Origin of the sequence: uncultured Bradyrhizobium sp., from assembly GCF_936943645.1 — a bacterium.
GTDB lineage: Bacteria > Pseudomonadota > Alphaproteobacteria > Rhizobiales > Xanthobacteraceae > Bradyrhizobium.
Window position 1 is genome coordinate 123880 of record NZ_CAKZJO010000049.1, and the last position, 20325, is coordinate 144204.

20 protein-coding genes are annotated in these 20325 nt (G+C 64.8%); 5 read left to right on the top strand and 15 right to left on the bottom strand.

The features are described 5' to 3' along the window. Nucleotides 1–287 precede the first annotated feature (287 nt). Nucleotides 288–881 (top strand): hypothetical protein, encoded by a 594-nt coding sequence (locus Q0743_RS08605; protein ID WP_298241130.1) that lies wholly within the window; start codon nt 288–290, stop codon nt 879–881. Nucleotides 882–959: 78 nt separating this feature from the next. Further along, entirely contained in the window at nt 960–1952 is a 993-nt protein-coding gene (locus tag Q0743_RS08610; protein WP_298241131.1) for a dienelactone hydrolase family protein, read from the top strand. Between the two features lie 142 nt (nt 1953–2094). Here Q0743_RS08610 and blaOXA read toward each other — a convergent pair whose 3' ends face one another. The 4 genes from blaOXA to Q0743_RS08630 all read right to left on the bottom strand — a co-directional run bounded on the left by blaOXA (nt 2095) and on the right by Q0743_RS08630 (nt 5708). Beyond that, complete coding sequence (gene blaOXA / locus Q0743_RS08615; RefSeq protein WP_298241132.1) at nt 2095–2913, bottom strand: class D beta-lactamase; 819 nt, start codon at nt 2911–2913, stop codon at nt 2095–2097. 76 nt (nt 2914–2989) lie between these two features. Beyond that, a complete protein-coding gene (locus tag Q0743_RS08620; protein ID WP_298241133.1) occupies nt 2990–3253 on the bottom strand; it encodes an EscU/YscU/HrcU family type III secretion system export apparatus switch protein in 264 nt (87 codons plus the stop codon). Further along, nucleotides 3250–4860 carry a flagellar hook-length control protein FliK gene (locus Q0743_RS08625; protein WP_298241134.1) on the bottom strand — a complete coding sequence of 537 codons (1611 nt, stop codon included), beginning with the start codon at nt 4858–4860 and terminating at the stop codon, nt 3250–3252. The genes Q0743_RS08620 and Q0743_RS08625 overlap by 4 nt, the downstream gene beginning before the upstream one ends. A 53-nt stretch (nt 4861–4913) precedes the next feature. Continuing rightward, on the bottom strand, nt 4914–5708 hold the full coding sequence (locus Q0743_RS08630; protein WP_298241135.1) for an ATP12 family chaperone protein: 795 nt from the start codon (nt 5706–5708) through the stop codon (nt 4914–4916). Between the two features lie 75 nt (nt 5709–5783). Here Q0743_RS08630 and Q0743_RS08635 point away from each other — a divergent pair, with 75 nt between their 5' ends. Then, nucleotides 5784–6230 (top strand): hypothetical protein, encoded by a 447-nt coding sequence (locus Q0743_RS08635; protein WP_298241136.1) that lies wholly within the window; start codon nt 5784–5786, stop codon nt 6228–6230. A 1-nt stretch (nt 6231) separates the two neighbouring features. Here the strand turns inward: Q0743_RS08635 and Q0743_RS08640 are convergent, their stop codons facing one another. From Q0743_RS08640 to Q0743_RS08685, 10 genes are all read right to left on the bottom strand, one after another. Next, a complete protein-coding gene (locus tag Q0743_RS08640) occupies nt 6232–7650 on the bottom strand; it encodes a hypothetical protein (protein WP_298241137.1) in 1419 nt (472 codons plus the stop codon). A gap of 9 nt (nt 7651–7659) precedes the next feature. Beyond that, on the bottom strand, nt 7660–8916 hold the full coding sequence (locus tag Q0743_RS08645; RefSeq protein WP_298241138.1) for a CHAT domain-containing protein: 1257 nt from the start codon (nt 8914–8916) through the stop codon (nt 7660–7662). Then, on the bottom strand, nt 8913–10433 hold the full coding sequence (locus Q0743_RS08650) for a hypothetical protein (protein ID WP_298241139.1): 1521 nt from the start codon (nt 10431–10433) through the stop codon (nt 8913–8915). Before Q0743_RS08650 ends, Q0743_RS08645 begins: the two co-directional genes overlap by 4 nt. Nucleotides 10434–10516: 83 nt before the next feature. Beyond that, nucleotides 10517–11563, bottom strand: coding sequence for a C1 family peptidase (locus tag Q0743_RS08655; RefSeq protein ID WP_298241140.1), 1047 nt, complete (start codon nt 11561–11563; stop codon nt 10517–10519). Nucleotides 11564–11609: 46 nt separating this feature from the next. Continuing rightward, nucleotides 11610–11921 (bottom strand): hypothetical protein, encoded by a 312-nt coding sequence (locus Q0743_RS08660; RefSeq protein ID WP_298241141.1) that lies wholly within the window; start codon nt 11919–11921, stop codon nt 11610–11612. 199 nt (nt 11922–12120) lie between these two features. Then, nucleotides 12121–13383, bottom strand: coding sequence for an RluA family pseudouridine synthase (locus Q0743_RS08665; RefSeq protein ID WP_298241142.1), 1263 nt, complete (start codon nt 13381–13383; stop codon nt 12121–12123). 25 nt (nt 13384–13408) lie between these two features. Further along, nucleotides 13409–13699, bottom strand: coding sequence for a helix-turn-helix domain-containing protein (locus Q0743_RS08670; protein ID WP_298241143.1), 291 nt, complete (start codon nt 13697–13699; stop codon nt 13409–13411). After that, nucleotides 13699–14046 (bottom strand): type II toxin-antitoxin system RelE/ParE family toxin, encoded by a 348-nt coding sequence (locus tag Q0743_RS08675; RefSeq protein ID WP_298241144.1) that lies wholly within the window; start codon nt 14044–14046, stop codon nt 13699–13701. Before Q0743_RS08675 ends, Q0743_RS08670 begins: the two co-directional genes overlap by 1 nt. A gap of 63 nt (nt 14047–14109) precedes the next feature. Further along, nucleotides 14110–15444, bottom strand: coding sequence for a replication-associated recombination protein A (locus Q0743_RS08680; RefSeq protein WP_298241145.1), 1335 nt, complete (start codon nt 15442–15444; stop codon nt 14110–14112). After that, nucleotides 15441–16847, bottom strand: a complete 1407-nt coding sequence (locus Q0743_RS08685; RefSeq protein WP_298241146.1) for a DegQ family serine endoprotease — start codon at nt 16845–16847, stop codon at nt 15441–15443. The genes Q0743_RS08680 and Q0743_RS08685 overlap by 4 nt, the downstream gene beginning before the upstream one ends. A 314-nt stretch (nt 16848–17161) precedes the next feature. On the opposite strand from Q0743_RS08685, the gene Q0743_RS08690 reads away from it, so the two are divergent. Then, nucleotides 17162–18775, top strand: a complete 1614-nt coding sequence (locus Q0743_RS08690) for an OprO/OprP family phosphate-selective porin (RefSeq protein WP_298241147.1) — start codon at nt 17162–17164, stop codon at nt 18773–18775. A gap of 40 nt (nt 18776–18815) precedes the next feature. Here the strand turns inward: Q0743_RS08690 and Q0743_RS08695 are convergent, their stop codons facing one another. After that, nucleotides 18816–19190, bottom strand: coding sequence for a helix-turn-helix domain-containing protein (locus tag Q0743_RS08695; RefSeq protein WP_298241148.1), 375 nt, complete (start codon nt 19188–19190; stop codon nt 18816–18818). A 121-nt stretch (nt 19191–19311) separates the two neighbouring features. On the opposite strand from Q0743_RS08695, the gene Q0743_RS08700 reads away from it, so the two are divergent. Next, on the top strand, nt 19312–20325 hold the full coding sequence (locus Q0743_RS08700; RefSeq protein ID WP_298241149.1) for a zinc-binding alcohol dehydrogenase family protein: 1014 nt from the start codon (nt 19312–19314) through the stop codon (nt 20323–20325).

Consider the following 20325-nt stretch of genomic DNA (forward strand, 5'->3'; position numbering starts at 1 on the left):
CAGCCCTGACGCAGCGGGAAAGCGCAAGGAATTCCAAAGTTTTGCCGGGGAAGCCGATGATCCGCGCCGGGCGGGCCGACGCGGCACGGTTCTGCCTGACCCACCCCCGCAAGGCCGGCTCGCCGACCAGCGCCCGATCCCGCCCGGCGCCTGCAGATTGGTGTCCCCGCCCGGTTGACCGGGCCCGCCGATTCAGGCTTGCTCCAAGGCCTTACGATCAGGCGCCGAATGTTGCGTGAGCCCAGTCGGTACGGCGGCGATCCATCACGTCTGGCAAGCATCACGCAATGTCCGCGACAGTCGTCCCCCTGCCGCCGAACCCGTCGTCCGAAACCGTCGATTTCCTGCGGCGCATGGCCAGCATGGTGTCGGGACGGAACGGCGAGATGCTGCTGCGCGCGGCCAGCCTGATCGAGCAGCTCGGCCAGCGGGCGATGTCCGCCGAGCGGCTCTATCACGAGGCGCAGGAGGAGAGCACGCGCAGCACCGAGCTGCGTGAGGCCGCCGAGCTCGCCTCCGATGCGATGATGAACCAGATCGAGGCACTGCGGGCCCAGCTCGCCGAGGTCACCGCGGCAGCCGCAGCCGAGCGCGCCGCCTTCGATGCCGAGCGCGGCAAGCTGATCGGCCTGATGCAGAATGCCGAGAGCCATATCGGCAAGCTGTCCACCGAGCTGGATACCTTGCGCGCCTCCGTGGACAGCTTCAACGAGACCGCGGTCTCGGTCCCGATCGAGGTGCTGCGGCTGGCGCGGACGCAGTTCGATTTCCTCTCCGCCGGCTTTGCCCGCAAGGGCGACGTGATCTCGCAGGCGATGAGCGAGATCGGCGGCTTTGCGATCGACCAGGCGCTGACGGCGAAGAAGGCCGACAAGGCCTGAGGCCAGCGACTGCCCGTGTCAAATTGACAGCGCGCGGCTGCGTTGTTCTACTCCCGCAAAATCACAAGGGAGGATCCGATGCCGACGGCATTCCGCGTCGCTGCGACGCTCATTGCGCTCTGTGCTTCCACCATGCTCGCCCATGCGCAATCCCTGCCGAAGGAAGTCGCCACCCGCTCCGAGATCTACCCGATCCCCTCGCTCACCCTCTCCGACCAGCAATTCCTCAGCGGCGACGCCGCCGCCGGCAAGCCGGTGACGGTGGCCGGCGAATTCCGCGTCGCGCAAGGCACCGGCAAGCTCCCGGTCGTGGTGCTGATGCACGGCTCGAGCGGTGTCGGCGCCACCACCGAGGCCTGGGTGCACGCCTTCAACGCCATGGGCATCTCGACCTTCGTGATCGACGGTTTCACCGGCCGCGGGCTGACGGTGGTCGGGCCGAACCAGGCCCTGCTCGGCCGGCTCAACCTGATCATCGACATCTACCGCTCGCTGGAGATCCTGGCCAAGCACCCGCGCGTCGATCTTGACCGCATCGTGCTGATGGGCTTTTCGCGCGGCGGACAGGCGACGCTCTATGCGAGCCTGGAGCGGTTCAACAAGCTCTGGAACAAGTCCGGCATCCAGTTCGCGGCCTACATTCCGTTCTATCCGGATTGCTCGACGAGCTATGTCGGAGATAGCGAGGTCGCCGAACGCCCGATCCGCATCTTTCACGGCACGCCCGACGACTACAATCCCGTGAGGAGCTGCAAGGCCTTCGTCGAGCGGCTGAAGACGGCCGGCCGCGACGTGGTGCTGACCGAATACCCCGACAGCGCGCACGGATTCGACAGCGGCCTGCTCGGCGTCAGCACCGTTGCGGTGTCCGCGAACTCGCAGACGGTACGCAATTGCCGGATCAAGGAAGGCGACGGCGGCGTGCTGATGAACGGCGAGACCAATGCGCCCTTCACCTACAAGGATGCCTGCGTCGAGCTGAACCCCCATGTCGGCGGCAATCCGAAGACAGCCGCGGAGTCGCGCAAGGCGGTGGAGGAGTTCTTGCAGGTGTTGTTCAAGCTGGGGTGAGAGGCATCGCGGCGTGCAGCGATGCCGTAGGGTGGGCAAAGCGAAGCGTGCCCACGAATTGTTGCTTATGGCAGAGAGATCGTGGGCACGGCGCTGCGCGCCTTTGCCCACCCTACGGCAGCTTCCGCCTTGAGCGCCGGCGCTAGATCGCGCCGATCTCGGCAAGGCAGGCTTGCGTCAGCGTCATGCGCTCACCGACGAGGCGCGTCTCCCCGCAATCCATGTTGAGTGCAAACACCGTGTGCGCCTCGCCCTTCTCAGCCCAGCCGACCATCCAGCCGAGCGAGGGCTCGCCGCGCTCGGCGCCCAACAGGCCGGACTTGGCGCGGATGACGCTGTCGCCCACCTTGGTCACCGGCAGGATGTCGGCAACGAGATCCTGGCTGCGTTTGGAGGCCGGGAGCGCACGGCGGCGTAGCCGGTCGACGAAATCGATCTGCTCGACGGGATCGATGTGCAAATTCCCGGTGAGCCAGAACTGGTCGATGCCGCCGCCGATGTCGCGATTGCCGTAGTCGAACTCGTCGACATATTTCTGCATGCGCTCTTGCCCGATCCGCCGCGCGATCTCCTGATAGACCGGTACCGCACTCACCGCGATCGCACTGCGCAGCGTGTGGTCCTTGTTCCAGGCTTCGATCGGACGCTTCACGCCGTCCCAAGGGAACACATCCTTGTCGGGATCGGTGACGACGCCCGTCTCCAGCGCGATCAGCGAGTTCGGAATCTTGAAGGTCGAGGCCGGCAGCTTGCCCTCGCCCGAGCGTTCCTTGTCGCTGGCGACGATCAGATAGTCCTCGACCTTGTAGCCGACGAAGGTGCCCGACGTGCCGAGATCGGTGAAGCGCTTTGCCAGACTGTCGCGGATCTCGTTGCGCGGTGGCGCGACATGGGCAAACGCGCGCGACGGCATGGTGGCGGCTGCGGCAAGAAGGCCGAGCGTGGAGCGGCGAGTCAGCAAGAGCAACATCCGTTAAACCGTGGAATTGGCCGCGACCATGCAGCTGCCATCATGGTGAAACGATGACAGTTGAACTCTACCGCCCTCGCCCGGACAGCCGCAGCACGAACACCAGCACTTCGGCGACGGCCTTGTAGAGATCCGGCGGGATCTCCTCGCCGAGCTCGACCTTGGACAACGCGCCGGCCAGGACCTCGTTTTCCTCGATCGGGATGTCGTTGGCTTTCGCAATCTCGACGATCTTCTCGCCGATCGTGCCCTTGCCCTTGGCGACCACGACGGGGGCGCCCGAGCCCTTTTCGTAGTGCAGCGCGATCGCGAGCTTGGACGGATCGCTCATGTGGCGCGATCCAGGAAGTGGCCGGCACGGGCCGGGGCCGGCTGCGGTGGCGTGCCGTCGCGTACCACGATATCGCCGGGCTTGAGCTCGGCCCGCATCAGGGCCTGATTGAGCTCACCGACGCCGGCGCGGAGCTGTTGCGCGGTCGCCGGCCGCTCCGCCCACATCCGCACGAAGGTCTTGTCGCCGTTCAGCGTGATCAGCGCATGCACCGGGCCGGCCGGCTCGACATTGAGCGTGAAGCGCGCGCGCCAGGCTTGCCTGGCGGGATCGGCGGATTCGTTGCCGCCGTCGCGCGAGATCTCGAACTGCGCCATCGCAGTGCCTTGCGGCGTCGCAAAGGGAATCTCGAAATTCCACTGCGGCACCGTGGGATCGACGCGATGACCGCTGGCGTCGGTGCGATCAGGGAGCGATGCGACCTGGAGCAGCGTTTGCCGTGCGATTGCGGCGTCGGTCTCGTCGAGCAGGCGATGCACCGTTGCGGGGAGCGGCGTATCGGGCGCGAGCGATGGCGAGGCGATGGGCTGTGGCGCCGGCAATGCGCCACGGAACGGCGGCGGTGTCGCGCGCGCGGCGGATTCGAAGATGTGGCCGTCGGGCACGGTCTTGTTCGAGCCCGGAACGTTGCCGGTCAGGCGCGGCAGGTTTTGCGTGACCTCCTGCAGCAGGGCTGCGGCAAGGCCCGCGGACATGGTCTTGGGCATCGCGGCCTGCGATGGGCCGTCGGCGAGCGCGGCAGCGCCGGGATTGGCGTTGCGCGGCGTTTGCGGTGGTTGGGGAGCGTCGGGGCCGGATGGCGGCAACGCGGCCGGCGCGGCCTCGCCTGGGGTCTGCGCCGGCGCGGCAGCGACCTGCGGCGTCGCCGTGGCGTTCGTCGGAAGCGCGGCGGCCTGGGTCTGCGGCGCGGCGGTCTCAATCGTGGCCAGCGTCTGCCGCAACACCAGCAGCGCTGCTTTCAAATCCGGCACGGTCCCGGAGGATGGCGTCGTGCCCGCGGCGAGCGAGGCTTCGAGGAACAGACCTGATTTCTGGAAGGCGGATTCGATATCGCCGCCATCGAGGGCGGTGTTGAGCGGCGTCTGCTGCGCCAGCACGTCGAGCACCGCCTGCTTCAGCCCCGCCGGCAGATCGCTGCCGGTGACGACGGAGGCGAGATCGGCGAACAGCGGCGCCTGGCTGCCTTGCCTGGTGACGGCCTCGGCGGAGGCGACGGTGACGGCGACCTGCTCCGCCGGCGTCAACGTGGCGCGGGGCGCGTTTGCCGACGGCGCCAGCGGCGGGCTTTCCACCAGCGCAGCAGCGCGCGGCGTCAGCGTGATCTGGTCGCCGGCCGCCTCGCCCGCCCCGCTCATCACCGCGAGGCGAATGGTGCCGTCGTTCTGCGACACCGCGAGCTGAAGATTCTGCCCCGGCGTCAGCGGCACCTCCGACATCACGTCCATCGAGAGGTTGGCGATCGCGATCCGCACCAGATTGTCGGCCATCACGCTGAGGACCCTCGCGTCCACGACGCTGCCGGCCTGCAGCACGAGGTCGGGCGACGTCGCATCAGCCGCGGGGCTGGCGGCACTGACGGGAAGGATGGAGGTGACCGGCGTCGGCATCTCAGGGGACCCAAGGGAGCCCCCACCCTAACGTCGCCGTCGTAAACCTCTCGTTAAGGACCTTTGGCCGCGGCGGCCTTTGCTGCCGCCAAAACCGCCACGGCAGCCTCGAAATCCCGGAGGCGCGTGGCCCGGCGGGCGGCCGCCTCCTCGTCCACGCCCCATTGCTCGATGTTCCAGTCCTCATCGACGTGGGCGGCGTCCCAGACCTGGCCGGCACCGCGCACGCCATGGGCCAGGGCCAGGGCCAGCAGCGCCGAGCCGGTCAGCGTCGTCACCACATGGAGCGCGGCGACCGACCAGGGATCTCCCGGCAGCGCCGCGCGGGCGGCCCGCAGCGCCTCGTCCGGCTGCTTCACATGCATGACGCCCTCGGACAGGATGAAATGCGCCCCGAGCGTCTCCGCCGCCCAGAACAGCACGGGATCCCAATGCGCGGCCTCGCGGGCGACGAGCCCTTCCGGGTGGCCGGCGCGATAGAACAGCAGGTCGGACTCGAAATATTTTGCAAGATCGTCGCTAACGAGCTCGACGCGGTCGACGACGCCCTCGACCACGCTGTTGGCAATGCGCGTCAGCGGCATGCTCACCGGATCGATGCTCTCGCCCTGAGCCGCCCATTCCGCGGCCACGGCATCGGCAAGCGTTCGCGCCGGGATCACCACCTGGCGGCCCGAGGGCGTGCGGATCGGCTTGCCGTCGAGCGTGATGGCAAAGCCGCCCTCGGCCTCGGTGATGCCGGCGTCCTTGTAGAAGCGCTTGCGCAGCGGCGTGCGCGCGGACGCACGCGCCGATTCCCGTGGATCCGGCGGGGGCTGGCTTGCAGCGTCTTCGAACAATTCGCGCATGTGAGTTTTCGGTCCCGATCACTGAGTGCTAGGCTTTTAAGATAAGACCTGTGGCCGATAAAGCGAGCAGCGGGCATGAGGGAACTTGCGGGCCTCGTGGCCCTGTTGACCGGGCTCTGGCTGGCCGCCGCGGAGGCCGGCTTTCGCACCCCGGAATCGTTGGTCCGGAATGTCTATGCCCATTACGGCGAGGGGGCGCCGGAGCTGTCCAGGGGCCTGCCGCGGGATGCGGCCACCACCCGGCAATTCTTCGATCCGCCCCTGCGCAAGGCCTGGAGCGCGCCGAGGGTCGAGCCCTACGATTTCCTGGTGCAGAGCCGGCGCTGGAAGCTCGGCCCGGTCGCGATCGCGGTCGTCCGCCGGCAATATGACAAGACCTATGTCGCGGCGAATTTCGACAATCACGGTCGCCGGGTGATGCTGAACTTCGTCCTGGTCAACGGACCCGAGGGTTGGCTGATCACGGACGTCGAGAGCCCTCACGACAGCTTGCGGATGTTTCTGGAGCAGTTCCGGAATTGAGCTATTGCTGTGCGCCAAGCGCGGGCAGCGCGACAGCGGGATCGCCGTGGATGACCAGGCTTCGGCGATCGAGCGCCCCCAGGCGCGCGCGCAACGCGGCCTGCTCGGCGCCCGGCACAAAACGCTGAAGGTCGGCTAGCGCCATATCCTGCTCGTTGAAGAGCGAACCGACCTGCCGATAGTAGCTGTCGAATGCGCCGCCGACCGTCATCGGATTCTTTTCAAACAGATTATCGTAGAGCGCGTATTTGATCGACTCGGTAAGTGACTGCGCCATGTCGACGCTGGTCAGCGTCCAGTCAAAGGTCGGCTCGACGTGACCGATGAACGCGCGCAACGGTTTTCTGGCGCCGAGCAGCGCCACCGGCAGCGGAGCGGATTGGGCGCCCAGCTCTCCGATGCGTTCGAGCGTCTTCGACAACGCAGTCGGCTTGAACAGGTCGGCAAAGACCGATCCGGTGTCACAGCCGGCCGAACAGCACGCATGTGCGTACCAGACGGCTCCGTTCGGCTCCCATGCGTCGAGCAGATCGGACGGCGCGCAGATCATGTTGTCCTTGTCGACCGGCAAACCGAGGTCGCGCCGCATCGCGGTCTGATCGCCGAGCGGCCCCGTTCGGCCGTGACTGGTCGTGACCACCAGGCCAGGCCTGTTGGTCGACAGCATCTTCTTGAGCTCGGCGTGCGTCGCATCCTCGCCAAACCTGAACTGCGCCTTCGCACCGATGTCGCTGTCCCCCTGCAGAGCTTCCAACACGGGACTGGCGACGGTCGTCTGCATCAGCGCCGTGATGTCCGTGCCGCCCCGATTGACGCTCCACAAAAGACAGTTGGCGACGTCGAGCGGTGCTCCGGTCCCGGTCCAGTTGCTGACGACGGCGGCGACGTAGTTTTCAAGTCCGGCACCGTCGAGGTCGAGCCGCCCGACCGCCGCACACAAATTCAGCGTATACTGCACCTTCCATGGTATTTTTGCCGGACCGCCCAGGATGAGGAGGTAGTGCGGCAAGGCATCCGGCGTCTTGCCCCGTTTGACGTCGCTGCCGATCTTGACGTTCCTCGTCGTGCCGTCCTCGAGGTAGCGGATCAGATTCTTGGTGCCGCATTCCGGGCTCCATCCCAGCACGACGCCCTGGCGAAATTTGCGGAGTTCCTTGATGGCTTCAGGCATTCCCGCAAGGGCGCAATTATCGGCCACGGAAACATTCTGCCGATGCTCCACGACCAGGCCCCAACCAACCTTGTCATGGGTCCAATCCCGCATGTCGGGGATTTCCGCCGCCAACACCATCAGCGACTTGGGCGCAGGAACCGTGGCCCATGGTTTGGTCACGGCCGCGAGGGTTCCGGTGCTGTCCGCGGCCTCGCCCGTCCAGGCATTGATCTTGACAGACACCGGCGGGTTCTGAACGGCTGACATGATGTGACCTCACCCGTTGGGCTCGCCGAGTATCGCCGCGATCAGCTGGTTCTTGGTGGCCTCGCTGGTATCCGGAGGCAGGGCCGCCAGCAACTCTTTCGCCATCTTCAAGCGGAGTGCCGCCAACTCCGGCGAAATCGCGCCCGCCGCTTGCGGCTGCGGCATGATGAGCTGCAACCGCGTCCGATGCTCGAACAGAACCGGCAGAATCCACTCGGTGCACGTCTCGGGCGTGTCTTGGTTCGCCTTGTTGATCGCCTCTCGCGCGGCATAGAGCGCCTGGCGCCATTCCAGCGTCAGCACATCGTTTGCGCCGGCCGCCTTGATGCTTTCCCCAAACGAAAACAGCAGGCGCTTGTAGAATGCCCGGGTAAACCGATTGGCGTCGCGGACGTCAACATTTTCCGTCGCACCTATCGCAAACGGGACCTTGCCGTCCGACACGATGCGGTAGGCCATGGACGGAGAGCCTTCGAGCGAGGCACCACCGAGGCAGGAATTGAGAACGACCAGCCAGACGTCCTCCAGACCGGTGACCTGGGTCAGCTCCCTGATCGAGAGTTGCAATTCCTCCACATTCCCCTGAATTTCCAGGTACGCATTGCCCGCATCAACCTGACCGTGGCAGAAGAAGTGCAGAACGTGCGGCTTGAATTTCTCGATCTCGAGGCTCAGCGCATCGACCGTATCGGGGACCGCCGCGTATGTCAGCCAGTTGACGGCAGGCGCAGCTTGAAGCGCCGCGTAGAGCGCTGCGTCACCCGTCACGACATGCACCTGAATCGGCAAACCGGTCGGTTGCGCGAACTCGATCGCCTGGCGCAATTCGTCCCACTCGGGCCCGGCCGGGCGGCCCTCCGCAGAGATCACGGCGAGGATGCGAAGCGGTGGCTTGAACCTGGCTGGATTGCGCGCCGTATCCGTTCCTGCGATGCGTGCAACCGATGATGTTTGGCTGAGCGAAACGAAGCGCGCCGGATCGCCTGCCCAGAGCGACTCCCAGCGAATGCCCTGCGCGGGAATTGACCAGGCGTTGATGTAGATCGGCTGCGCCTCTCCATCCAGAGCTCGGTCGATGGCCTTTTTCACCTCCCGGTTCTTGCACAGCTCTTCGTATATCTTCGTGCCTCCCGCCCGCACGCTGAGCTTCGAAGCGGCGGAGATGGCATCCAGATCGAGAGGCACGCCCTTGTCCTGCTTGCCAGACAGCAGGCAATAGAACGCGTCACCGAAATATCCGACGTCGATCAACAATCTCTCAGTCATGATCCCTGATCTTTCACGACCCTTGCGACCGTGGCCTGCAGGCGCGACAGCGTCGAGCGGATCTCATTGAGATCCATGCTGGACGCGCCGGTGCCAACCTTGCTGGAAAGCTCCGCCAACTGCTTCTTGTAGAGATCGACGAAGCGTTCGCTGGCCGCCGCCCATGCCGGCACATTCTCCAGCGTCTGAAACGCCGATCGGACATCGGCGCTACTCTGAAACGTCGCCTCACCTTGCGTATAACGACGGCTCAGGCTCTCGAGCGTCCCGTCGGGTACCCGGTCGTCAAACACCCGGAATGGCTCGCAATAAGCGAAAGTCGCCGATGACTGATGCGGCGTCGTCGGGGACTTCGACAACAGGAACGCGAACGCGTCGCGGAGCTGGCCACAGGACGGATCCGAGGCGACATCATGATAGAGCAGCGGTCCGGGCCGCAATTGCGCCAGGCTGTCTGCGAACTGCCGCAGCCCCATGTCCGAGAACGTGTCAGGCGGCGACGACACGCCGACAGCCCAGGCGCCGACCTGGGCCTGAAACGCCAGGAACTCCTCCGCGGACACCGCGTGTGCGCTGGGGCTCTTCGTGTTGATATCGGACTGATCGAGCAGCAGCACACCGCTTTCGAGTGAAAGCATGGCGTTGGTCAGGATATGCACGACGTCAACGCTTTGTCCGCCGAGCGCCTTCCGGACCGCCCGCAGCCAGGGGCTCTTGACCGGGTCTACCGCGGCCGCGAGCAAATCCTTGCTCGACGGCAATCCCGTTCCGGTGCCCCGACCACCACTACCGAGTCCCGCCAGCCACGCGCGGATCGGGTTGCCGAGGCTCGCGATCGGATTGAAAATGTAGGTCGCGAGAGCGGATTCTCCGGGGTCGATCTCGCGAAACGAAAATGCCGAAAGGCTCTTGGCCGCGTTGGACCGGGACAGCGCCTTGCGGATCTCGGCATCGCCAAACGCGATCACCCTCACCTGCTGCATCTCGCTGCTGTTCGACAGCGCCTTCGCGGTATCGACCAGCAGCTCGACATTGGCCGACAGATTGCCGCCCCCGAACTGACAACATAGCGCAATGTCGATCACCGATGGCGTTTGCAGAGGCGGATCGACCACAAAATCCGGTAGACGGAGGATCGCGCAGGGGAGCACGGGCTCCAGCAATCTTTCCCAGGGAAACATGCCGAGGTAACCGTACGGCTTGATCAAATGCAGCCAAAGAACACAACCAGACTTCGTGATCTCGTCCACACTCTCGTGCAACCATTCGGTCAGATCGGCTGGCAAGCAGAAGGAATAGTCGCCGCGGCCGCGAAGCTTGCTCCATTCGAGACGGCGTGGAATTCCCATCTCGCGTGCGGCGACGGTGCAGGATTTTTGGTCCCCAAGTCCATCGAGGACGAACTTGACCTTCGCCATCGTCTCGGACGGTTCGGAAAGCTGCTCCCTTGTGCCGCCCGGCAGCAAGGTGACCGTGAGAACGGCGAGGTCGGACAAACTCGTCTGCGGCTCAGCCACGGCGTTCCCCCTCGATGGTTCAGTGCACGTTCCGCCAGGGACTAGACGCGCGCGACGTGATCCCCCGCCGCGCACGAGACTGCTCATACCGTCGGAGGCGGCGCAGTCGTCACGGCTTCCCAGTTCTCGTTGGCGATATAAGCGTAGGGTATCGTCCCGTTGCCGGAACCATAGGGACAGTCCGTCCCCCACATTCCGAACCAGCTGTTGCGCAGGATGAAGAACCCCCCGCCCGGCGCATTGGCCTGATCCTGATATCCGATCAGGCACATGGCATGCCCGCCATTCATCGGCTCATCACCGACCCGCATTGTGATCCGTCCGGTTCGCGCGGTCTCACCCGACTGGTACCAGCTGTTGTAGACTGGAATCGAAAAGGCAACGACGCTGCCATTGAAGAGCGCGCTCTTGATTCCGTCGACGCTGCGCGGTGTGAGGATGACCGTCGGCAGCTTGTGGCCGGCGGCATCCGGCTTTGCGGTTGCGGGTTCCTCGCCGTTGTTGTTGCAGGGCGGATCGCCGTTGTAGGGCCATACCTGCTCGCGGCATTGGCCGAGACTGCCGAGGACCTGCGCCGCCTTGACGCTCCAGGTCCCGCAAATATCAGGCCGCCCGTCGATTTTCTTGGTCTCGTGGTAGAGAAACTGCTCTGAATAGTCGTCAACGGTGCGGCCGCTCATCCGCTCGTGGTGTTCGTGCACCGCCGTCATCGCGAACGACACGCAGGTGCCACGCGACCCTTGCTGCTTGCCAGGCGGCATATTCTCGGCGTGATTGACATAGGGCGGCAGTCCGTCGGCAGCTATCTGAGGCGCCGCTTGAGCTGCGATGAATTGATCGATCTCGGCGCTCGGCTGCAATGCGCCAAGCGGCATCGGTCCGGTATCGACGGCCGCCATTCCCGGAAACCGGGATCGAAGTACCCCGACGAATTGCTGAAAATTCGCGTCCGACACGCCGGTCGCGGCCTGCATTTTCTCCATGATGGTGGGCACGGCCAGAGCCGCCATCACCTGCTCTGCGTCTGAAAATCCGAGTTTTTTGACGCTATCGATGGTCGCTTGGGAAAGACCGGACACCGTGTCGAGCGGGGTGCCGCCGAAATTGGGAAGGTCGTTAGATGAAGCCACTTTACACCTCCTCGTCGAGGGCTAATCGATCTGCGTAGAACCAATTCTAGTCTTTGGAATCATCCGGGGGACGGTTCGCGCCGGTCCCAAATTGCGATGTATCGGCTGGCCGCGATAACCTGTCGCGAAGTGAGGACGGCAGCACTTGGCGCGTCCGATCGACAAACTGCTCAACGATATCTCGGGGAAGCTCAGTCTGCACAGCGAGCGCAGAAATGCCTCCCTGCGTGGCAGCGATGGCAACCACCTGCTCCGCCGTCGTAATCCAGCTGCCGCTCAAACGCTCGAGGGCTTCGGGCGGCCAAATATCCAGCCCAGCAAGATCCATATCGCTCACACAAAATACGACGTGCATCATCTGGACTTGCGGCCCTTGCCCGCAATTTGCCAGACCGAGGTCGCCACGGTCCGAAATGTCGCCCGCTTTAAATATACCTCAGCTTACAACTTTCGGAGACAGGGTCAAATCCATTCAACGTCAGGAATAATGGAGCCGCGGCGCGGGACGGCCGTGCCGTACCGCGGAGGCCCGAAAGGGGCCGACCGCGAGCACCGACTTACTCTTCCGGCGCGTTCTCGATCGGGTCGAATCGGCTCGCATCCAGCCCGAGCAGATTCCACGACTGCTGCATGTGCGGCGGCAGCGGCGCGGTGGCGTCGATCACGCCGCCGCGCGGATGCGGGATGACGATGCGGCGAGCCAGGAGATGCAGCCGGTTCTGCAAGCCACCCGGCAGCTGCCAGTTCTCGATGTTGAAATATTTGGGATCGCCCACGATGGGATGGCCGATATGGGCCATGTGGGCACGGAGCTGGTGGGTGCGGCCCGTCACCGGCTTCAGCGACACCCAGGTCAGCTTGTTGCCGGCGGTCTCGACCATCGCGTAATAGGTCACCGCGTGGCTGGCGCCCTCGTCGCCGTGCTGGGCGATGCGCATGATGGTGTCGTCCTCGCTCTCCTCCTTGGCGAGGAAGGTCGAGATGCGACCCTGCTTGGGCTTGGGCAGGCCCGGCACCAGCGCCCAATAGACCTTTCGCGCCGAGCGGGAGCGGAACGCGCCGGTCAGATGCGACGCCGCAAAGCGTGTCTTGGCGATCAAGAGACAGCCCGAGGTCTCGCGGTCGATGCGGTGCACGAGGCGCGGCTTCTGCCCCTTGGAATCGCGCATCACTTCCAGCATCTGGTCGATGTGGCGCGTCATGCCCGAGCCGCCCTGCACGGCAAGGCCGGCCGGCTTGTTGAGGACGAGGACGTCGTCATCCTCGTAGATCGTCATCTCCTTGAGCGCCTTGAGCGTCTTCTGCTCAGCCTCCGACAGCTCGCCGGCGACCTTGGGCGCATCGAGCTTGAGCGGCGGAATGCGGACGCTCTGGCCCTCCTCCAGCCGGTCCTTGCTGTCGACGCGCTTGCCGTCGACGCGCAGCTCGCCTTTGCGGACGACACGCTGGATGTGGGAGAACGACAGGCCGGGAAAGCGCGCCTCGAGGAAACGATCGACGCGCATATTGTTCTCGTCGGCCGTCACCTTGACCGTCTGCACCTTGGTCGGCAGCAGCGGCTCGACCGGCTCTTTGGGCGCGGCCCTTTCGAATTCAGCCTTCCTTCCGAATTCAGCCTTCTTTTCGAAACCAGCCTTTGGCGGACGCCGCTCGGCACGCTCGCCCGAAAAGCGCGGCGGCTTGCTGCCGGGCTTCCCACTGGGTTTGCCGCCCGGGCGCGGCCCGGCCTTGGACTCGCTCCGGGCCTTGAACGGGCGCGACTCCTTGCGCTCGTCACGGTCCCGAGGCTTCGGGTTCATTCTCTTGATGCGGCGGCTCATGCGGTCTTTCCAAGCGTTCGTCTTATTATACCAGCTCAACCCGCAAGGTACGCCCGACAGCGCTTGCGGCGCGCTGTAGCGTATCCAGCGTCACCGAAGGTGTCGCGGGATCGAGGAGGCGATCGAGTTGACGGCGGCTCGTCTTCATACGTTCGGCCATCGCCGTTTTTGTAATTCCCTGCGTCTTCATTGCTTCCGTCAGTTGCTCGGCAATGAGTTCCTTGATGGCCCGTTCTTCACAGGCACCGAGGATGCCTTGCTCAGCGAGAAATTCGTCGAACGTTTCCGCGCTCACATGCGCTTTTCTCTTCGCCATCACGTCACCTCTCGTCTGCGCTTCAGCGCAAGGTCGATATCCTGCTTTGGCGTCTTTTGCGTCTTCTTGAGGAAGCCGTGAAGCAGGATCATCTGGCCGCCTTCCAGACAAAAAATCACTCGCGCAATCCGGTTGCTGTCGAGATCACTCCGGACCTCCCACAGTCCATCTCCCAGCGGAGCACAATGCGGACGTCCTATCGGCCAACCGAATTCGACTTTCTGGATATCCTTCCCGACAGTTCGACGGTCTTCCGCAGGCAATTCCAATATCCACTCGCGAACAGGATTTCGGCCTGCCGGGCTGACGTAAAATCTCGCGGGAAGCTTCTTCGTGCGATCTATCATGCGCCCGCATTCATGTGTCATTTTTGACACGCAAATGCAAGCCCTCGTTTGACGTCGCAGAACCTACTTCCCGCCCCGCTCCTTGCGCAGCTTGGCCCAGTAATCCAGCCGCTTGCGGATCTCGCGCTCGAAGCCGCGCTCGGGCGGGTCGTAGAAGGTCTGGCGGCCGAGGGCTTCCGGGAAGTAGTCCTGGCCCGAGAAGGCGTCGGGGGCGTCATGGTCGTATTCGTAGGCTGCGCCGTAGCCCTCGGACTTCATCAGCTTGGTCGGGGAATTGAGGATGTGCTTCGGCGGCAGCAGCGAGCCGGCCTGCTTGGCCACCTGCATTGCCGTGCCGAAGGCAGTGTAGACGGCATTCGATTTCGGCGCGGTGGCGAGGTAGACGACGGCCTGCGCGATCGCGAGCTCACCCTCGGGATGGCCGAGGAAGTCGAAGGCGTCTTTCGCCGCATTGGCGATGACAAGGGCTTGCGGATCGGCGAGCCCGATGTCCTCGACCGCCATGCGCACGACGCGGCGCGCCAGGAACAGCGGGTCCTCGCCGGCATCCAGCATGCGGCAGAGATAATACAGCGCCGCATCGGGATCGGAGCCGCGCACCGATTTATGCAGCGCCGAAATCAAATTGTAATGGCCGTCGGCCGACTTGTCGTAGATCGGCGCGCGGCGCTGCAGGATGTCCTGCAGCTGCGCGGCGTTGAAGATCTCGTCCGCCCGCGCCGAGCGCCAGACTTCCTCGGCGAGCGTCAACGAGGCGCGACCATCGCCATCGGCCATGCGCACCAGTACCGCCCTCGCCTCCGCATCGAGCGGCAGCTTCCTGCCCTCGACCTCCTCGGCATGCGCGAACAGCTTTTCGATCGCGGCGGCGTCGAGCGAGCGAAACACCAGCACGCGTGCGCGAGACAAGAGCGCCGCATTGAGCTCGAAGGACGGGTTTTCCGTGGTGGCGCCGACCATCACCACCGTGCCGTCTTCCATCACGGGCAGAAAGGAATCCTGCTGGGCGCGGTTGAACCTGTGCACCTCGTCGACGAACAGGAGCGTGCCCTTGCCCATCTCGCGGCGGGCGCGCGCGGCATCGAACGCCTTCTTCAGGTCGGCAACGCCGGAGAACACCGCGGAGATCTGCTCAAAATGCAGATCCGTCGCGTCCGCCAGCAGCCGCGCCACCGTGGTCTTGCCGGTGCCGGGCGGTCCCCAGAACACCAGCGAGCCCAGCGTGCGCGTCTCCAGCATGCGCGTCAGCGCACCATCAGGACCGAGAATGTGATCCTGGCCGACGACCTCCGACAGCGCGCGCGGGCGCAAGCGATCCGGCAGCGGATGCGGCGCCTCGTGGTCGAGCCCCGCCGCCGCGAAGAGGGTTGGCGTCGGCTGTGGTCGCTTCGGACTCATCCGCCCAGCGTGACGTTGATCTGCTGGCCGTTACGAACCAGCGTGATGCGCCAGAGCCTCGGACGCTCGCCGGCGGCTTTCTCGAGGTCGCCGGTCTTGCTGATCTTCTGGTTGTTGACGGCCAGGATGATGTCGCCCTTCTGGAAGCCGACATTGGCGGCCGCGCTGTCGCCGCCGAGATCCGTGATCACGACGCCTTCGGTGTCGGCATCAAGGTGCAGCTCGTCGGCCACCGCCGGCGTGATGGTGGAGACCTTCGCGCCCTGGAACGGCGAGCGCGCAGTGACGACGAGCTCGTTGCGCCCGGTATCGGGCGCGACCTCCAGCGCCACCGACAGCTTCAGCGGCTTGCCGCTGCGCTGCACGTCGATCTGCGCGGTGCCGCCGAGCGGACGGGTGGCGAAGCGATAATCGAAAGCATTGGGATCATCCACGGCCTGGCCGTCGATGCCGGTGATGAGATCGGAGGATTTCAGCCCCGCCTTCGCCGCAGGGCCGTTCGACACCACGCTGGCGACCAGCGCACCGGTCGGCGAGCGCAGGCCGAGGCTCTCGGCGATCTCCGGCGTCACCGCCTGCAACTTCGCCCCGAGCCAGGGACGCTTCACCGCCTTGCCGCCGCTCTTGGCGGAGGCGACGACGACGCGCACCATGTTGGACGGAATCGCAAAGCCGATTCCCTGCGAGCCGCCGGAGCGCGAATAGATCGCGGTGTTGATGCCGGCGAGCCGGCCGTTCATGTCGACCAGCGCGCCGCCGGAATTGCCGGGATTGATCGCCGCATCAGTCTGGATGAAGAACTGGTAGTCGGTGATGCCGACCTGCGTGCGCGCCAGCGCCGAGATGATGCCGTGGGTCACGGTCTGGCCGACGCCGAAGGGATTGCCGATCGCAAGCACGACGTCACCGACCAGCAATTCGTCGGAGTTGGTGAATTCGAGCGCCGGAAACTTCTCTTTCGAATCCTTCAGGCGCAGCACAGCAAGATCGCTACGGGAATCCTTCAGCACGATCTCGGCCTCGAACTCGCGCTTGTCCGACAGCGACACCTTCACTTGGTCCGCGCCTTCGATGACGTGAACGTTGGTGACGACGAGGCCGGACGGATCAACGATGACACCGGAGCCGAGCGAGCGCTGCACCTGCTCCTGCTGCTGGCCGGGCACCCCGAAGAAGCGGCGGAAGATCGGGTCGTCCAGCAGCGGGTTGCGGTTCTGCACCACCTTGGCGGCGTAGACGTTGACGACGGCCGGCTGCACCCGCTGCACGATCGGTGCATAGGACAGCCGCAATTCGGCCGGCGAGGACGGGACCCGACGGTCCTGCGCCGCGGCCGGATTGATCTGAGCGGAAAAGGCTATGCACAAAGCCGTGACGACGGCGGCCGAGATCGATCGAAACATTCCTACCTCTTGGAAAAGACGCCGGAATATAGGCGCGTTCGCCCCCCAATAGAAGGGCGCCGAGCGGCAATATTCGGCCTCCATCCGGCGGCTCCGACATGCAAGCGGAACGTGCAAAACGGCAATTGGCCGGGCCTTCCGCATTGGCATGACGCGCGTCATCTTGCATTCTGTCCCACGGCGGATTCGGTTGCGACGAAATTGCATCAGTGGGAACCGCGCAATCGACACGCGCCGTCGCGGGGCAGTCATCGACCGTTCCTAGGCTCTCCGCTTGCGACTTGGAGAAGTTCGTCCAACGAGGGAGTGATGACGTGAGCAAGACAAGGATTGCAGCCACGGCGATTGGCCTCGCCGGCGCACTGGCGGCCTCGCAGGCCCAGGCCCAATCGGCGAGCAGCAGCGAGCAGGAGATCGCGCTGCTCAAGCAACAGTTGAAGATGCTGGAGCAGAAGCTCGACAAGCTCCAGAGCCAGACCGCCGCGAACACCGCGGCCGCGGCAAAGGTCAGGGCCGAAGCGAAGGCCGAGGCCAAAGCCGAAGCTCGATCGGAGGCGAAGGCGGCGGTGGCCAATGCGAATGCGGCCATCCCCGTCAAGGGACCGGCGCCCGCGTCCGGCGTTGTCGTGACCATGCCGAACAACCGGCCGACCATCTGCACGGCCGACCAGGCCAATTGCGTCGCCATCACCAGTCGCGTGCACTGGGATGTCGGCGGCTACGACTATCGCCCCAATACAGCAGCTACCGTGCCGCAGAAGCTCGACAGCGGCCAGAACGTCCGTCGCGCCCGCATCGGCGTCACCGGCAAATTCTTCAACGACTGGAACTTTGCGCTGGTCTACGACTTCGGCGGCTCGTCCGACGGTTTTGGCGGCGCTGCACCGGGGTCACTGCCGGGCGGCGGCGTCTCGGGCGTCGAGAATGCCTATCTAAGCTACACCGGCCTGAAACCGTTCGGCGGACGGATGGCGGTCGAAGCGGGCATCATGGACCTGCCCTACACCATGGACGAGGCCACCAGTTCCAACGACATCATGTTCATGGAGCGTGCCTCACCCGGCGTAATCGCGACCAACATCGCCGCCGGCGACTTCCGTTCAGCTGTCGGCACACGCTGGTACAACGACCAGCTCTGGATCGGCGGCTATGTCACCGGACCGTCGACTGGCGCGATCCACTCTGCTTCGAGCGCTGCCCCCGCGGGCACGAGCGAGCAATATGGCGCCGTTGCGCGCATTGCCGGCAATCCGGTCAGCGGCAAGAACTACTCGGTGCACGTTGGCGCCGACGCGCAATGGCTGATCCAGCCGCCACGCAACCTCATCGCCAACACGCAGGTGGTGACGCTCAGCGATCGCCCGGAACTCCGGCTTGATCCAACGACCCTGATCTCGACCGGCGCGATCGCCAACGCCTCCGGCGCGCAGGTCTACAGCGTCGAGGCGGCCGCGACCTATGGGCCGTTCATCGTTCAAGGCGAGTATTTCTGGTACAATGTCGACCGCACCGCGAACACGGGCGTCCCGCTGGTCGGCGCACCCAGCCTGAAATTCCAGGGCGGCTACGCCCAGGCCGGCTACGTGCTGACGGGCGAAGGGCGCAGCTACAACGCGGCGAACGCGGCCTATGGCGGCGTCAAGCCGGCCCACCCGTTCTCGCTCGAAGGCGGCGGCTGGGGCGCGTGGGAGATCGCAGGACGCTTCTCGACGATCGACCTCAACAATCAGCTGGGAACGGCGACCGGCATCGCCGGCGGCCGGCAGAATGTCTACACCCTCGCGCTGAACTGGTACGTCAACGGCAATGTCCGCTTCATGCTCGACTATCTGCACGGCACGGTATCGCGACAGGCTTCGCCGATCTCGACTGCCGATGTCGGCTCGAAGTTCGACGCGGTCGCGATGCGCACGCAGTTTGCGTTCTGATACGATCTCGCCGGGAGCGGCCGGGTCCGCTCCCGGATACTTACGCTGCGCGCTTCTTCTTCACCACCACCGGTGCCGGCGCGCAGGACAGAAGCTGCTGGTGGCTCTCGCCCCAGGCCTTCAGGATGTCGATTACCGGCTTGAGGCTCTCGCCGAGTTCGGAGAGGCAATACTCCACGCGCGGTGGCACCTCCGCGTAGACCTTGCGGATGACGAGCTTGTCCTCCTCCAGCGCGCGAAGCTGCTTCGTCAACATGCGCTGGGTGATGCCGGGCATCCGGCGGCGCAATTCGCCGAAGCGCTGGGTGCCGCTCTGCAGATGATAGAGGATCACGCCCTTCCACTTGCCGTCGATCAGGTCCAGCGTCGCCTCGACCGAGCAGCCGGGACGGCGGGCGAAATTGCGGCGCTTCATGCGTGTTTTCCCAATAGTATCCAAACAGGGACTATATCCCCGAATTTACAGTACTTGCCAAATTGGAGCCAGAGCGACAGTTAGGGCCACAGGCGAGCACACCATCAGATGGAGACAAGCCATGAAGGCCGTCGGCTACAAGAAATCGCTTCCGATCGAGGACGCGGATTCACTGTTCGATTTCGAAACCGCGAAGCCCGAACCCAAAGGGCGCGACATCCGCGTCGCCGTGAAAGCGATCTCTGCCAATCCGGTCGATTACAAGGTGCGCAAGCGCGCAGCGCCGCCCGAGGGCGAAACCAAGATCCTGGGCTATGACGCGGCCGGCGTGGTCGATGCCGTCGGGCCCGAGGTCTCACTGTTCAAGCCCGGCGATGAGGTGTTTTACGCAGGCTCGATCCTGCGCCAGGGCACCAACGCCGAATTCCATCTGGTTGACGAGCGCATCGTCGGCAACAAGCCGACGAGCCTGTCGTTCGCGCAAGCCGCCGCCCTTCCCCTCACCTCCATCACCGCCTGGGAGCTGTTGTTCGATCGTCTCGGCGCTGTCCCCGGCAAGAGCGTGGACCCGCGCACGCTGCTGATCACGGGCGGCGCCGGCGGCGTCGGCTCGATCCTGATCCAGCTCGCCCGCCGCCTCACCGGCCTCACCGTTCTGGCCACCGCGACGCGGCCGGAGTCACATAAATGGTGCCTCGACCTCGGCGCGCATGCGGTGATCGATCACGGCAAGCCGATGAAGGAGCACATCGAGAAGCTCAAGTTGCCGCCGGTCGCGCTGGTGGCCAGCCTCACCTTCACCGATCAGCACTACAAGAGCATTGCCGACTTCATGGCGCCGCAGGGCCGGTTCGGGCTGATCGACGATCCGCCGGAGTTCACGATGGCCGCATTCAAGGGCAAGGCGATCTCGGTGCACTGGGAATCGATGTTCACGCGCTCATCGTTCCAGACACCGGACATGATCGCGCAGCATCATCTGCTCAACGACGTCGCCGACCTCATCGACAAGGGCGTGCTGCGCACCACGCTCGACCAGACCTTTGGCACGATCAACGCGGCCAACCTCAACCGCGCGCATGCGCTGCTCGAAAGCGGCAAGTCGCGTGGCAAGATCGTGCTGGAGGGGTGGTAG

Coding starts and splice junctions, on each gene's coding strand:
- Q0743_RS08605 (WP_298241130.1), top strand. CDS start 288: ATGTCCGCGACAGTCGTCCCCCTGCCGCCGAACCCGTCGTCCGAAACC.
- Q0743_RS08610 (WP_298241131.1), top strand. CDS start 960: ATGCCGACGGCATTCCGCGTCGCTGCGACGCTCATTGCGCTCTGTGCT.
- Q0743_RS08620 (WP_298241133.1), bottom strand. CDS start 3,253: ATGAGCGATCCGTCCAAGCTCGCGATCGCGCTGCACTACGAAAAGGGC.
- Q0743_RS08625 (WP_298241134.1), bottom strand. CDS start 4,860: ATGCCGACGCCGGTCACCTCCATCCTTCCCGTCAGTGCCGCCAGCCCC.
- Q0743_RS08630 (WP_298241135.1), bottom strand. CDS start 5,708: ATGCGCGAATTGTTCGAAGACGCTGCAAGCCAGCCCCCGCCGGATCCA.
- Q0743_RS08635 (WP_298241136.1), top strand. CDS start 5,784: ATGAGGGAACTTGCGGGCCTCGTGGCCCTGTTGACCGGGCTCTGGCTG.
- Q0743_RS08640 (WP_298241137.1), bottom strand. CDS start 7,650: ATGTCAGCCGTTCAGAACCCGCCGGTGTCTGTCAAGATCAATGCCTGG.
- Q0743_RS08645 (WP_298241138.1), bottom strand. CDS start 8,916: ATGACTGAGAGATTGTTGATCGACGTCGGATATTTCGGTGACGCGTTC.
- Q0743_RS08660 (WP_298241141.1), bottom strand. CDS start 11,921: ATGATGCACGTCGTATTTTGTGTGAGCGATATGGATCTTGCTGGGCTG.
- Q0743_RS08665 (WP_298241142.1), bottom strand. CDS start 13,383: ATGAGCCGCCGCATCAAGAGAATGAACCCGAAGCCTCGGGACCGTGAC.
- Q0743_RS08670 (WP_298241143.1), bottom strand. CDS start 13,699: ATGGCGAAGAGAAAAGCGCATGTGAGCGCGGAAACGTTCGACGAATTT.
- Q0743_RS08675 (WP_298241144.1), bottom strand. CDS start 14,046: ATGATAGATCGCACGAAGAAGCTTCCCGCGAGATTTTACGTCAGCCCG.
- Q0743_RS08680 (WP_298241145.1), bottom strand. CDS start 15,444: ATGAGTCCGAAGCGACCACAGCCGACGCCAACCCTCTTCGCGGCGGCG.
- Q0743_RS08685 (WP_298241146.1), bottom strand. CDS start 16,847: ATGTTTCGATCGATCTCGGCCGCCGTCGTCACGGCTTTGTGCATAGCC.
- Q0743_RS08695 (WP_298241148.1), bottom strand. CDS start 19,190: ATGAAGCGCCGCAATTTCGCCCGCCGTCCCGGCTGCTCGGTCGAGGCG.
- Q0743_RS08700 (WP_298241149.1), top strand. CDS start 19,312: ATGAAGGCCGTCGGCTACAAGAAATCGCTTCCGATCGAGGACGCGGAT.